The organism is Allobosea sp. 47.2.35 (assembly GCF_024655635.1).
Classification (GTDB): Bacteria; Pseudomonadota; Alphaproteobacteria; order Rhizobiales; family Beijerinckiaceae; genus Allobosea.
The window spans coordinates 248,182-260,574 of sequence record NZ_JANLGI010000002.1 but is presented as its reverse complement, the minus strand read 5'-3'; the positions used below and the strand labels follow the sequence as shown (position 1 = coordinate 260,574).

Sequence of the window (12,393 nt, the reverse complement as noted above, 5' to 3'; positions counted from 1 at the left end):
TTCCCCTGTTCGGAGCGGGTTTGTCCCGCTCTCGGCTTGCGAGCAAGTCCCGGGCCAAGCAGCCCGAACCTTGCCTCGTTTCCTTCGTCTCGCGCAGGGCGTTGCGGCCCTGGTTCATTCTTCGCACCGGGTTTGCCCCGGTTTCCGTCAGCGGATCGGGGGAGCGTATTGCAGGCCGCCCCGAGTCCACAGCGCATTCTGGCCACGTTCGATCCTCAGAGGCGAGTCCCGACCGAGGTTTCTCTCGAAAGATTCACCATAATTGCCGACATGATGCAGAATGCGATAGGCCCAATCGCGATTCAGGCCCAGCGCCTCGCCGAAATCACCCTCGACTCCGAGCAGGCGCCGGACATCCGGCCGCTCCGAAGCTCGCATCGCGGCGGCATTCCCCTGGCCGACCCCGAGCTCCTCGGCATTCACCATGGCGAACAGCGTCCATTTGACCAGGTCGAACCATTGGTCGTCGCCATGGCGCACGGCGGGGCCGAGCGGCTCCTTTGAGATCGTCTCGGGCAAGATGACGTGCTCCTGCGGCGCCACCAGCTTCATCCGCTGGATGGCAAGGCCGGCCCGGTCATAGGCATAGGCGTCGCAGCGGCCACCGGCATAGGCGTCGACGGTCTCATCGCTGCCCTTGAAGGTGACGATCTCGTATTTCAGGCCGTGGCCACGGAAGAAATCGGCGACGTTGAGCTCTGTCGTGGTGCCCTGCTCGACACAGACGGAGGCGCCGGCAAGCTGCAGGGCCGATTTCAGGCCGAGCCTGGCGCGGACCATGAAGCCCTCGCCGCCGTAGAAATTGATGCCGGTGAAGTTGAGGCCAAGCGTGGTGTCGCGCGCCATCGACCAGGTCGAGGTCCGCGAGAGAAGATCGACCTCGCCGGTCTGAAGCGCCGTGAAACGGTCCTTCGACAGCAGCGGAACGAACTTCACCTTCTCGGGATCGTCGAAGATGGCGGCCGCGACCGCCCGGCAGAGATCGACGTCGAAGCCGGTCCAGCGCCCCTGCCTGTCAGGAATGGAGAAGCCGGCCAAGGACGGCGCAACGCCACAGACAACCGCGCCGCGGTGCCTCACCTGCTCCAGCAAGCCACTTTCCGGGGCAGCCGACCCGCTAGCCGGCGCGAGAACCGCCATCGCGGCGAGAGCCATCGCGAAGATGGGCGGCATCCTTGCTTTTCCCATGGCGAGCAAGGCCCTGGACGACAGCAGCGACGGCACCATGCGGCAATCGAACACTCATATTCCGCGCCGCGGCGGCGAAGGCCCTCGCAGTGCGCGCACGCAAAACAGAAACGGGGCGCCAGTCAGACTGGCGCCCCGCAAACGTCTCAGCGAACCGGCGGGGCGTATTGCAGGCCGCCCTTGGTCCAAAGCGCGTTCTGGCCGCGCGCGATCTTCAGCAGCGAGCCCTGGCCGACGTTACGCTCGAAGGATTCGCCGTAGTTGCCGACATGCTTGACGATGCGGACGACCCAGTCCGCGGTCAGGCCGACCTGCTCGCCGAACTTGCCTTCGGTGCCGAGCAGACGCTTGATCTCCGGGTTTTCGGACTTCAGCTGCTGCTCGACATTCGCCTGGGTGACACCGAGTTCCTCGGCGTTCAGCATGGCGAAATGGGTCCACTTGATCAGGTTGAACCACTGCGGGTCGTTGTTGCGGACGGAGGGGCCGAGCGGCTCCTTCGAGATGATCTCGGGCAGGACGAGATGCTCGTCGGGGTTGGCCAGCTTCAGGCGCTCGGCGTAGAGGCCCGAGGCGTCGGTGGTGAAGGCGTCGCAACGACCGGCGTCATAGGCCTTGACCGTCTCGTCCGAGGTCGCGAAGGCGACGACTTCGTACTTGAGGTTGTTGGCGCGGAAGTAGTCGGCGAGGTTGAGCTCGGTCGTGGTGCCCTGCTGGGTGCAGACCGAGGCGCCGTTGAGCTGCAGCGCCGAGTTCACGCCGAGCTTCTTGCGGACCAGGAAGCCCTGGCCGTCATAGTAGTTCACGCCGGTGAAGAGCAGGCCGAGCGAGGCGTCGCGCGTCATCGTCCAGGTCGAGTTGCGGACGAGCACGTCGACTTCGCCCGACTGGAGCGCCGTGAAGCGGTCCTTGGCCGAGAGCGGAATGAACTTCACCTTGTTGGGGTCATTGAAGATCGTCGCCGAAATAGCGCGGCAGAGATCGACGTCCAGACCCTTCCAGTTGCCCTGCGCATCCGGCACGCCGAAGCCGGCGAGGCCGGTATTCGAGCCGCAATTCAGGATGCCGCGCTGCTTGACCTGCGCGAGCGTGGCCTGGGCCGAGGCCCCGGTCGCCGACAGCGCCATGCCGATCCCTGCCGCAAGGGCGGCTGCAACAAACTTTTTCATCGGTACTCTCCCGTTGGACCCCGTTATCCGGCTGATGCCGGCAGATATTCCTGGTCCCGCCGCCGGCGGCATTTTCGCCGCTCGGTTGATCCCGCTTTCGCGCGGCGTCCCCATATCCTCGCGTCGATTGCCAGAGCGATTCATGAGCGTCAAGCAACCGCCATACGCATGAGCCGCCCCTTGTTCACTGCATACATCACATGCGAGTTTGTGGGGAGTGGTCAAGCCTGACCATGATTTTCCCATTTTCTGGCCGTGCCGTCCCATGAAAAAGCTGACTTCGCCTGAATTTGCGCGCCTCGGCGAGCGCACGCGCCTGGCGCTCGCGGGCCGCGACCCCGCCGACAGCTACGGCTTTGTCAATCCGCCTATCGTACGAGGCTCGACGGTCGTCTATCCGAACACCGAAGACTTTCTCGTGCGCAAGGCGCGCTACACCTACGGTACGGACGGCAACCCGACGATCGATGCGCTGATCGCCGCCTGCAACACGATCGAGGGTGGCGCCGGCGTCGTCGTGACGCCTTCGGGGCTGATGGCCTGCACGCTCGCCTTCCTGACCCTGCTGTCGTCCGGCGATCACGTTCTGGTGACGGACAGCGTCTACCGGCCGACGCGAATCTTCTGCGACACCTTCCTCAAGCGGATGGGCGTCGAGGTGACCTATTACGATCCGCTGGTCGGCGGCGACATCGCCAAGCTGTTCAAGCCGCATACCAGGGCCGTCTGGACCGAGGCGCCGGGCTCGCAGACCTTTGAGATGCAGGACATCCCGGCGATCGTTGCGGCGGCGCGCGAGCGCGACATTCTGGTCGCGATGGACAACACCTGGGCGACGCCGATGTTCTTCGACGCCCATGGCTTCGGCGTCGATCTCTCCGTGCAGGCCGGCACCAAGTACTATGCCGCCCACTCGGACGTGCTCATCGGCACCGTCTCGGCCCGCACGCCTGAGCTGTTCAAGAAGCTGCGCGCGGCCTGGAACCAGCTCGGCCTCATCATCGCGCCGGAAGACGCCTTCCTGACGCTGCGCGGCATGCGCACGATGGCGATCCGCCTGAAGGAGCAGATGCCGGCCGGCCTCGCCATGGCCGAGTGGCTGCAGGGCCGCCCCGAGGTCGCCCGCGTCCTGCACCCTGCCTTGCCCGGCGCGCAGGGGCACGAGATCTGGAAGCGCGACTTCACCGGCGCCTCCTCGCTCTTCACCTTCGAACTGAAGCCGGTCTCGATGAAGGCCGTCGGCGCGATGCTGGACGGGCTCGCCCTGTTCGGCATCGGCGCCTCCTGGGGCGGCTATGAGAGCCTCGTCCTGCCCTTCGACTGCAAGGACTACCGCACGGCGACGAAGCCGGACTTCAAGGGGCCGACGATCCGCATCCATATCGGGCTCGAGGACCTCGATGACCTCAAGGCCGACCTCGACGCCGGTTTCGGCCGGCTGCGCGCGGTGGGGTGAGCCAACGGCTCACAGCAAGTCTCAGAGCTTGCCGATCTCGAAATCGCGGCCGAGCAGCTTCGCGAGCTGCTTGAGCCGCCCTTCGACACGCTCGCTCGCGAGCGCCGCCAGGTCGCCGGGGAAGCGCAGCAGCAGGCGGTTGTCGACGCAGGCCGCCGGGATGCGCGGCAGGATGCCGGACATCCCGGCCGAGAGCAGATAGGCGACGCGGAAGATCGCCGCGATCAGCATGGCCCGCGCCAGCACCGTGGGCGACAGCAGGGTCTTGAGCCCTGCTGCGGCCGGCGAACTCGCCTTCATGCCGGCATAGCGATGGAAAATCGCCAAAGCTAGGAAGGCCCGGCCGACATGATCAAGGCCGGTAAAGTAGGCATGGGCGATGACGTTCATGCTCTGCTCGCCGCGATAATCGGGATGGGCGCGCCAGCCGATATCGGAGAGCAGACAGACCGTCTCGATCATCCGGCCGGAGGGTTCGTCCTGTGGCAAGCCGGCCGTTTCCAGAATGCCGCGGGTCCAATTGATCAGCTCGGCCGCATGGCGTGGATCACGGGCGCGCAGCAGGTTGTAGTCGCGCGCGGCCTGCATCAGCGGGTCTGCGCTCTGCTCCTCCGGCGAGAGCTGTTCGTGCAGCAGGCCTTCGCGCACGCCCTGCGCCGAGATGATGATCTCGCGCGGCCGGCCGCGCTTGATCAATTCGTCGAGCACCAGCGCGCCATAGGCCAGGAGCGGACGGCGGGCCGAGGACACCGAATCGATCGCGTCGAGCACCGATACATCGGCCCGCTCGACCAGCTTGACGAAATCGGCGACGTCGCGCGTCGGCACGGAGTAGCCGTGCATCACGTTCAGCGGATAGGCCGCACGATGCTGGTGGAGCGTGGCGAGCGCGCGCCACGTGCCGCCGACCGCGTAGAAATCGCGGCCCTTCATGGCGGCAAGCTGCGGCAGCTTGTCGAGCTCGTCCCTGACGATCTTCTCAGCCGCCTTGAGCGAGCCCTTCGAGCGATCGAGCAAGGCGAGGCCGCCGAGCGGGACGCTGGCGCCCTGCCCCACCACCCCGTCCTTGACCGAGATCAGCTCCAGGCTGCCGCCACCGAGGTCGCCGACGACGCCGTCCGGGTTGTCGAAGCCCGAGATCACGCCGAGGCCGGAGAGCACGGCCTCGCGCCCGCCCGAGATCAGCTCGATCGGCTGGCCGATCGCCTCCTCGGCACGCGCGATAAACTCTGGTCCGTTGCTGGCATAGCGTGCTGCGGCAGTGGCGATGACGCGGATTTCGCCGACATGCATCGCCTCGCAGAGGATGCGGAAGCGCACCAGCGCATTGATCGCCTTGGCGATGGCATCGTCCGCGAGCCGGCCGGTCGAGGCGACCTGCCGGCCGAGGCCCGCCATCTCCTTCTCGTTGAAGACCTGCGACGGCGCGCGCGCCAGCATCTCGTAGACGACGAGACGGACCGAGTTCGAGCCGATATCGACGATGGCGATGGTGTGGGACAGCGCCAGCCGCCCCGGCGCATGCCGGAGCTCAGGCTTTACGTCCGCCTCGACGCGAGAGGGAACGGGGACTTGAATTGGAGAGCGATTTTCCACGTCCGGACAGACTCGGGTTCGTCATGAAGTACTTATGCGCGTTGAACGGCTCTTCGTTCGGCGCGGGGACAATGCGGCGCGAGCCGCCATCGGGCAATATCGTCCAGCTCTGCTCGTTGTCGAGCAGGTTGGCCAACATGATCTGATCCAGCAACTGCTGATGCACCGTCGGGTTCAGGATCGGCGTCAGCGCTTCGACACGGCGGTCGAGATTGCGCGGCATCAGGTCGGCCGAGGAGATGTAGATCTTGGCCTTGGGCGACGGCATGCCGTGGCCGGCCCCGAAGGCATAGATTCTGGTGTGCTCGAGGAAGCGGCCGATGATCGACTTGACCCGGATGTTCTCCGAGAGGCCAGGCACGCCGGGCCTCAGGCAGCAGATGCCGCGCACCACGAAATCGATTTCGACGCCGGCCTGGCTGGCGTCATAGAGCGCGTCGATGATCTCGGGATCGACGAGCGAGTTGCACTTGCCCCAGATCGCGCCCTTGCGGCCGGCCTTCACATGCGCGACCTCCTCGGCGATATCGGCGAGCAGGCGCTGCTTCAGGCTGGTCGGCGAGACCGCCATGCGCTCCAGCCCGGCCGGCTCGGCATAGCCGGTGATGAAGTTGAAGACGCGGGCGACGTCCTGCGCAAGCACCGGGTCGGCGGTGAAGAACGAGACGTCGGTATAGATGCGCGCCGTGATCGGGTGATAGTTGCCGGTCGCGATATGGCAGTAGCTGACGAGCTGGCCGGCCTCGCGGCGCACGACGAGCGAGAGCTTGGCGTGGGTCTTGAGTTCGATAAAGCCATAGACGACCTGGACGCCAGCGCGCTCCATCTCCTTGGCCCAGCGGATATTCGCCTCTTCGTCGAAGCGGGCCTTGAGCTCGACCAGCGCGGTGACCGACTTGCCGGCCTCGGCCGCTTCGGTCAGCGCCTTGACGATCGGCGAGTTGGCCGAGGTGCGGTAGAGCGTCTGCTTGATCGCGACGACATTGGGGTCGCGCGCCGCCTGCTGCAGGAACTGCACGACGACGTCGAAGCTCTCATAGGGGTGGTGGACAAGCAGGTCCTTCTGGCGGATCGCGGCGAAGCAATCGCCGCCATGCTCGCGGATGCGCTCGGGGAAGCGGGCATTATAGGGCTTGAACTTCAGGTCCGGACGGTCGACGCCGACGAGCTGCGAGAGCTCGTTCAGGCCGATCATGCCGTTGACCTCGACGACCTCGTCGCTGTCGACCTTGAGCTCGCGGATGATCATCCGGCGCAGATGATCGGGCATGCCGGTCGAGAGTTCGAGCCGGATGACGACGCCGAGGCGCCGCTGCTTCAACATGGTCTCGAAGACGCGGACGAGGTCCTCAGCCTCCTCCTCGATGTCGAGATCGGAGTCGCGGATGATGCGGAAGGAGCCGGCGCCCTTCACCTCATAGCCGGGGAAGAGCTTGCTGATGAACAGCGAGACCGCGTCGTCGAGCGCGATGAAGCGGTGCAGCCCCTCGCGCGCCAGATCCGGCAACTCGATGAAGCGGTCGATCTTCGTGGGCACGCGGATAAGGGCATCGAGCTGGCGCCCGTCATGCTTGCGCTCCAGCGCGAGCGCGATGGTGAAGCCGAGATTGGGGATGAAGGGGAAGGGATGCGCCGGATCGATCGCCAGCGGCGTCAGCACCGGGAAGATGTAGTTGAGGAAGTAATCCTCCAGCCAGATGCGATCCTGCGAGCCGATATCGCCGGGCTGGAGCAGGTGGATGCGGTTCTCGTGCAGGTCGTGGCGGAGTTCCGCCCAGCGGGCCTGCTGGTCGGCGGTCAGCGCCGCGACCGCCTCGCCGATGGCGACGAGCTGGCCGGCCGGCGTCAGGCCGTCCTGGCTGCGGGTGACGACGCCGGCCTTGAGCTGCTCGCGCAGGCCGGAGACGCGGACCATGAAGAATTCGTCGAGGTTGTTGGCGGAGATCGAGAGGAAGCGCAGCTGCTCCAGCAGCGGGTGGCTGCGATTCGAGGCCTCCTCCATGACGCGGCGGTTGAACTGGAGCCAGGAGAGCTCGCGGTTCATGAAGCGCTCCGGCTGATGGCGCAGAGGCGCCGCATCAGCCTCGCTGGAGAGCTTCTCCGGCTCGTCGATCACGGTGTCGAGGGTCATGCGCTTCACTCGCGTCCTGGTCGTCTTTCCGCTCATGCTGCCGTTGAAGCCATTCTAGTGCGACGGTTCGATGACAAGCGACATGATTCAGCCTGCGCCAAGGCGATCACGCGTCTGCAGCCCGGACATAGACGAAGGCCTCGCTGCCGGATTTCAGCCTGACCGCGATGCGCCTGTAGTCCGAAACCTCATAGGAATCGGCAGCAGCCAGCTCCGCCGCGGTGATCCGGAAAACGGTGCCGTCGACCTCGTCGGCCGGGTTATCGGTACGAGCGACGATGGGGTGATGCGTCTCGCCGCTCGTCGCGACCACTTCGGGATCGGTGATCGCGATCATGCTGCGGGCGAATCCGACCAGCGCATCCTGCCGGCCTTCGAGCTCGCGCCCGAAGGTGGCGAGCTGGACATTCTTCTGGCGCAGCGTGCCATAGGAGAACAGCCAGATATCCGCAGCGTCTTCGCCCATTCCGCCCTGCCCTCCCACCATGGTCAGACGCCGGTCAACCCGGCTCCTCCGGAAACAGTTCCGCCAGCGCCTCCTGCACCAGCGGCCGCGTCACGCGCCGGCCGCGTTCGAGCGCCAGCCGGTCCAGCCGGTCGACCACCTGCCGCGCGGCGGCGAAGGAGCGCTCCATCCGCATGGCGAGGGCGTCGATCACGGCAATGTCGACCACGAGCTGGCGGTCGATGAAGAGCTTGACCAGCAGCGCCCGCAGCAGCCCGTCATCCGGCGGCTCGATCGTCGCGGCCGGCGCCAACCGGAGGCGCGAGAGCAGGTCCGGCACGCTCAGGCCCCACAGATCGGGCGCGCTTCGCGCCGTCAGCAGCAGGAAGCCGCCGCGCGCCTTGATCGCGTTCATCAGGTGGAACAGCGCGTGTTCGTCGAGGGCGCCCGTATCGCAATCCTCGATCACCAATGCGCCGCCGGAGACGAGATGCGGCACCTGCGCCTCGCTCAGTTCCTTGGCGGGAATCGTCCAGGCATGGGCGGCACGCGCCCAGATCGCGGCAAGATGGGTCTTGCCGGCGCCTTCCGGCCCGGTCAGGCGCAGCCAGGCTTCGGGCCAGGCCGGCCAGCGCTCGATCAGGCCGTAAGCCGCTTCATTGGAGGCGCCGACGAGGAAATCCTCGACGCCGTGGCGACTATCGACCGGCAGGTCGAAGGCGAGTTGGCGCGGACGCGGAGGGAACTCGGACATGGCAGGCTCAGGCGTCAGTGCCGATGCGCGCCTTCGCCGCCGCCGCGCGAGTGGCGTCGCCACCGTGATAGAGGTTGCTGGCGAGGTATTGCCGCAAGGCGAAGCGGCAGAGCACGCCGATGACGGCCGCGAGCGGCACCGCCAGCAGCAGGCCGACGAAGCCGAACAGCGAGCCGAAGGCGAGCAGCGCGAACATCAGCCAGACCGGGTGCACGCCGATGGAGTCACCGACAAACTTGGGCTGGAAGATGTTCCCTTCGAGGAACTGCCCGGCGAAGAAGACGCCGAGCGTCGCCAGCGGCCAGGTCCAGTCCGGCCAGAACTGCACCGTCGCGACGCCGACCGAGAGCACGAGCCCCGTCAGCGAGCCGACATAGGGAATGAAGGAGAGGAAGCCCGAGATGATGCCGATCAGCGCGCCGAAATTGACGCCGATGATGCTGAGGCCGATGGCGTAGAAGCCGCCGAGCAGCACGCAGACCAGAGCCTGCCCGCGCAGGAAGCCCGCGATCGCCATGTCCATCTCGTGCAGCAGGCCGCGGATGGTGTCGCGATGGTCGAGCGGCAGCCAGCTGTCGACGGTCGCGACCATGCGATCCCAGTCGACCAGCAGGTAGAAGGCGATGACCGGCGTCAGCACCAGAAGCGAGAACACGCCGACAATGGCCGTGCCGCCGCTCCAGAGCGATTGCAGCAGGCCGCCGACCCATTTCATGCCGTCGCCGACGAGATTGCCGAGCGAGCTTTGCGCGTCCTTGGTGAGTTCGGAGGCGCCAAAGCGTTCGAGCCAGGGCGTGCCCTTCTCCAGCACCAGCGCCTGAAGCTTGGCGGCATCGCCCGGCAATCGCGCGACGAGCCCGGCGAGTTGCTGGCCGAGCAGCGGCGCCAGCAACACTAGCGCCAGCACGAAGATGAGCAGGAAGACGACGAGGATGACGATCGTCGCCACCATCCGGCTCATGCCCATGCGCTCCAGCCGGTCGGCGAGCGGATCGAGCAGATAGGCCAGCGCCAGCGCCGCGATGAAGGGCAGCAGCACGTCGCGCAGCACCACCAGGAACAGGACGAAGACGAGAAGAGAGCCGACCCAGAAGCCGATCTGGCGTTGCAACGTCATCGATCAGCCTCTCTTGCGTCTTGCGGCCGGCAGGACCTGTCAGATGTGCATCGGGACCTGCCGTTCCAAGCCGCTACAGCGGACAAGGCCCGTCAACCTGCCATGTGGCGCAGCCAGAAGGCGAGATAGGCCGCCATCGAGGCGACCGTCAACAGAGCGACGAGGAGTTCACAGGCCAGCGCGAATGCGCCGAGCTCGATGCCGAAGGCGCGTGAGCCCAGTGCCAGCGCCGCGAAGCCAATTTGCGCCGCCGTATTGAGCTTGCTGACGACGATGGGCGCGATCGTCAGCGGCTTTTCGAGCAGCCAGGACAGGATCACCGCCGCCACGATCATCAGGTCGCGCGCGACCACGAGCACGACGAGCCAGACCGGGATCGCGCCGACGACGGCGAGCGTGATGTAGATCGAGACGATCAGCGCCTTGTCGGCGACGGGATCGAGCCATGCTCCCAGCTCGCTCGCCATGCCGCAGCGCTTGGCGAGAAACCCATCGACCGCGTCCGAGATACCGGCGACGACGAAGAGGATGAAGGCCGCATCCCAGTTCGCGCCGATGATCATGACGATAACCAGCGGCACCAGGAACAGGCGGCCGATGGTGATCAGGTTGGGGATCGTCATGGCGGCAGTGTCGCGCGAACGGCGAGAAAGACCAATGCCCTCTCGTCAGAGAGCCTGCGTCCGGCCGGAATGGCGCCTTCTCGCCTGTGAGAAATCGACAAAGCCGGCGCGAATGCCTTGCCACGGCGGGCGTGCTTGCCTATCGCTCGCGCGAGCAGAAGGAAGGCGAAACGCGATGAGCAAGCCCGGCGCAAACGGACTGACCTATGCGCAGGCAGGCGTCGATATCGACGCCGGCAATGCCATGGTCGATGAGATCAAGCCATTGGTGCGCGCAACGCGCCGGCCGGGCGCGGACGCCGAGATCGGCGGGTTCGGCGGATTGTTCGACCTTAAGGCCGCCGGGTTCAACGACCCGATCCTGGTCGCGGCCAATGACGGCGTCGGCACCAAGGTGAAGATCGCAATCGAGAGCGGGCTGCATTCGACGATCGGCATCGATCTCGTCGCGATGTGCGTCAACGACCTGATCGTGCAAGGCGCCGAGCCCCTGCTCTTCCTCGACTATTACGCCACCGGCAAGCTCGACCCGAAGGTCGGCGTCGAGATCGTGCGCGGCATCGCCGATGGATGCCGCCAGTCCGGCTGCGCCCTGATCGGCGGCGAGACGGCCGAGATGCCCGGCATGTATGCCGAGAAGGACTACGACCTCGCCGGCTTCGCCGTCGGCGCCGCCGAGCGCGGCACGCTGCTGCCGCGCGAGGACCTGAAGCCCGGTGACGTCGTGTTCGGCCTGCCCTCCTCCGGCGTGCATTCCAACGGCTATTCGCTGGTGCGTCGCATCGTCGAGGTCAGCGGCCTCGGCTGGGAAGCGCCCGCTCCCTTCGCACCGAGCAAGAGCCTCGCCGCAGCACTGCTGGAGCCGACCCGCATCTATGTGAAGCCGCTCCTGCAGGCATTGAAGGCGACCGACGGCATCAAGGCGCTGGCGCATATCACCGGCGGTGGCTTCCCCGACAATATCCCGCGCGTGCTGCCCGACGGGCTCGGCGTCGCGCTCGACCTGCCCGCGATCCCGGTTCCAGCCGTGTTCGGCTGGCTCGCCAAGGTCGGCGGCGTCGCCGAGCGCGAGATGCTGCGTACTTTCAACTGCGGCATCGGCATGATCGTCGCGGCTGAGGCCAGCAAGGCGGATGAGGTTCTCGCTGCCCTGAAGGCGGCCGGCGAGGCGCCGGTGAAGCTCGGCGAGATCGTGCCGGTCGCGGCCGGCGAGGAGCAGGTCAGCTATCGCGGCAAGCTCTCGCTGTGAGCGCTTCCCGTCCCCGCAAGCGCGTCGGGGTGCTGATCTCCGGGCGCGGCTCCAACATGGTCTCGCTGGCGGAAGCCGCGCAAGCGCCGGGCTACCCGGCCGAAATCGCGCTGGTCATCTCCAACATTCCCGATGTCGCCGGGCTAGACCGGGCACGCGATTTCGGCATCGCCACGGCGACTGTCGATCACCGCACGTTCAACAAGGATCGCGAGGCTTTCGAGCGGGCGATGGACGAGGTCCTGCGGGTCAACCAGATCGAGCTCATCGTGCTCGCCGGCTTCATGCGCATCCTGACGCCCTGGTTCGTGGCGCGCTGGGAAGGGCGGATGATCAACATCCACCCGTCGCTGCTGCCCTTGTTCAAGGGCACGCATACGCACCGACAGGCGCTGGAAGCGGGTGTTACCGAGCATGGCTGCTCGGCGCATTTCGTCGTGCCGGAGCTCGATGCCGGGCCGGTGATCCTGCAGGCGAAGGTACCGGTCCTGCCCGGCGACGACGAGGAGACGCTGGCGAAGCGCGTCCTCGTCGAGGAACACAAGCTCTATCCGGCGGCACTGGCGGAGGTCGCTTCCGGCCGCGCGAGGCTCGAAGGCGGCACGGTTATCCGCGCCTAGAGGATCGAACGGAGGATCGGATTCAACCCGATCCTCCAACTCTTT

11 protein-coding genes are annotated in these 12,393 nt (G+C 66.3%); 3 read left to right on the top strand and 8 right to left on the bottom strand.

From position 1 onward, the window contains the following. Window positions 1-147: 147 nt before the first annotated feature. Window positions 148-1,164 carry an amino acid ABC transporter substrate-binding protein gene (locus NUV79_RS03860; protein ID WP_374678829.1) on the bottom strand — a complete coding sequence of 339 codons (1,017 nt, stop codon included), beginning with the start codon at window positions 1,162-1,164 and terminating at the stop codon, window positions 148-150. 170 nt (window positions 1,165-1,334) lie between these two features. After that, window positions 1,335-2,357, bottom strand: coding sequence for an amino acid ABC transporter substrate-binding protein (locus NUV79_RS03855; RefSeq protein WP_257731763.1), 1,023 nt, complete (start codon window positions 2,355-2,357; stop codon window positions 1,335-1,337). A gap of 265 nt (window positions 2,358-2,622) precedes the next feature. Here NUV79_RS03855 and metC point away from each other — a divergent pair, with 265 nt between their 5' ends. After that, a complete protein-coding gene (metC, locus tag NUV79_RS03850; RefSeq protein WP_257731762.1) occupies window positions 2,623-3,813 on the top strand; it encodes a cystathionine beta-lyase in 1,191 nt (396 codons plus the stop codon). A gap of 21 nt (window positions 3,814-3,834) precedes the next feature. Here the strand turns inward: metC and ppx are convergent, their stop codons facing one another. From ppx to NUV79_RS03820, 6 genes are all read right to left on the bottom strand, one after another. Continuing rightward, complete coding sequence (ppx, locus tag NUV79_RS03845) at window positions 3,835-5,409, bottom strand: exopolyphosphatase (RefSeq protein WP_257731761.1); 1,575 nt, start codon at window positions 5,407-5,409, stop codon at window positions 3,835-3,837. Then, on the bottom strand, window positions 5,345-7,540 hold the full coding sequence (locus NUV79_RS03840; RefSeq protein WP_257731760.1) for an RNA degradosome polyphosphate kinase: 2,196 nt from the start codon (window positions 7,538-7,540) through the stop codon (window positions 5,345-5,347). The genes ppx and NUV79_RS03840 overlap by 65 nt, the downstream gene beginning before the upstream one ends. Before the next feature lie 106 nt (window positions 7,541-7,646). Continuing rightward, the gene (locus tag NUV79_RS03835) at window positions 7,647-8,006 is read right to left on the bottom strand and encodes a gamma-glutamylcyclotransferase family protein (RefSeq protein WP_257731759.1); all 360 of its coding nucleotides are present in this window, start codon (window positions 8,004-8,006) and stop codon (window positions 7,647-7,649) included. Window positions 8,007-8,040: 34 nt separating this feature from the next. Further along, the gene (locus NUV79_RS03830) at window positions 8,041-8,739 is read right to left on the bottom strand and encodes a P-loop NTPase family protein (RefSeq protein ID WP_257731758.1); all 699 of its coding nucleotides are present in this window, start codon (window positions 8,737-8,739) and stop codon (window positions 8,041-8,043) included. Window positions 8,740-8,746: 7 nt separating this feature from the next. Continuing rightward, on the bottom strand, window positions 8,747-9,856 hold the full coding sequence (locus NUV79_RS03825; protein WP_257731757.1) for an AI-2E family transporter: 1,110 nt from the start codon (window positions 9,854-9,856) through the stop codon (window positions 8,747-8,749). Between the two features lie 92 nt (window positions 9,857-9,948). Further along, complete coding sequence (locus NUV79_RS03820) at window positions 9,949-10,479, bottom strand: CDP-alcohol phosphatidyltransferase family protein (protein ID WP_257731756.1); 531 nt, start codon at window positions 10,477-10,479, stop codon at window positions 9,949-9,951. A gap of 175 nt (window positions 10,480-10,654) precedes the next feature. On the opposite strand from NUV79_RS03820, the gene purM reads away from it, so the two are divergent. Further along, complete coding sequence (purM, locus tag NUV79_RS03815) at window positions 10,655-11,728, top strand: phosphoribosylformylglycinamidine cyclo-ligase (protein WP_257731755.1); 1,074 nt, start codon at window positions 10,655-10,657, stop codon at window positions 11,726-11,728. Next, entirely contained in the window at window positions 11,725-12,348 is a 624-nt protein-coding gene (gene purN, locus NUV79_RS03810; RefSeq protein ID WP_257731754.1) for a phosphoribosylglycinamide formyltransferase, read from the top strand. Before purM ends, purN begins: the two co-directional genes overlap by 4 nt. The last annotated feature ends 45 nt before the right edge of the window (window positions 12,349-12,393 follow it).

What these genes read in the sequence shown, in the direction of transcription:
- metC (WP_257731762.1), top strand. Translation starts at nt 2,623, where the DNA reads ATGAAAAAGCTGACTTCGCCTGAATTTGCGCGCCTCGGCGAGCGCACG.
- NUV79_RS03835 (WP_257731759.1), bottom strand. Translation starts at nt 8,006, where the DNA reads ATGGGCGAAGACGCTGCGGATATCTGGCTGTTCTCCTATGGCACGCTG.
- purM (WP_257731755.1), top strand. Translation starts at nt 10,655, where the DNA reads ATGAGCAAGCCCGGCGCAAACGGACTGACCTATGCGCAGGCAGGCGTC.
- NUV79_RS03820 (WP_257731756.1), bottom strand. Translation starts at nt 10,479, where the DNA reads ATGACGATCCCCAACCTGATCACCATCGGCCGCCTGTTCCTGGTGCCG.
- NUV79_RS03825 (WP_257731757.1), bottom strand. Translation starts at nt 9,856, where the DNA reads ATGACGTTGCAACGCCAGATCGGCTTCTGGGTCGGCTCTCTTCTCGTC.
- NUV79_RS03830 (WP_257731758.1), bottom strand. Translation starts at nt 8,739, where the DNA reads ATGTCCGAGTTCCCTCCGCGTCCGCGCCAACTCGCCTTCGACCTGCCG.
- NUV79_RS03855 (WP_257731763.1), bottom strand. Translation starts at nt 2,357, where the DNA reads ATGAAAAAGTTTGTTGCAGCCGCCCTTGCGGCAGGGATCGGCATGGCG.
- NUV79_RS03840 (WP_257731760.1), bottom strand. Translation starts at nt 7,540, where the DNA reads ATGACCCTCGACACCGTGATCGACGAGCCGGAGAAGCTCTCCAGCGAG.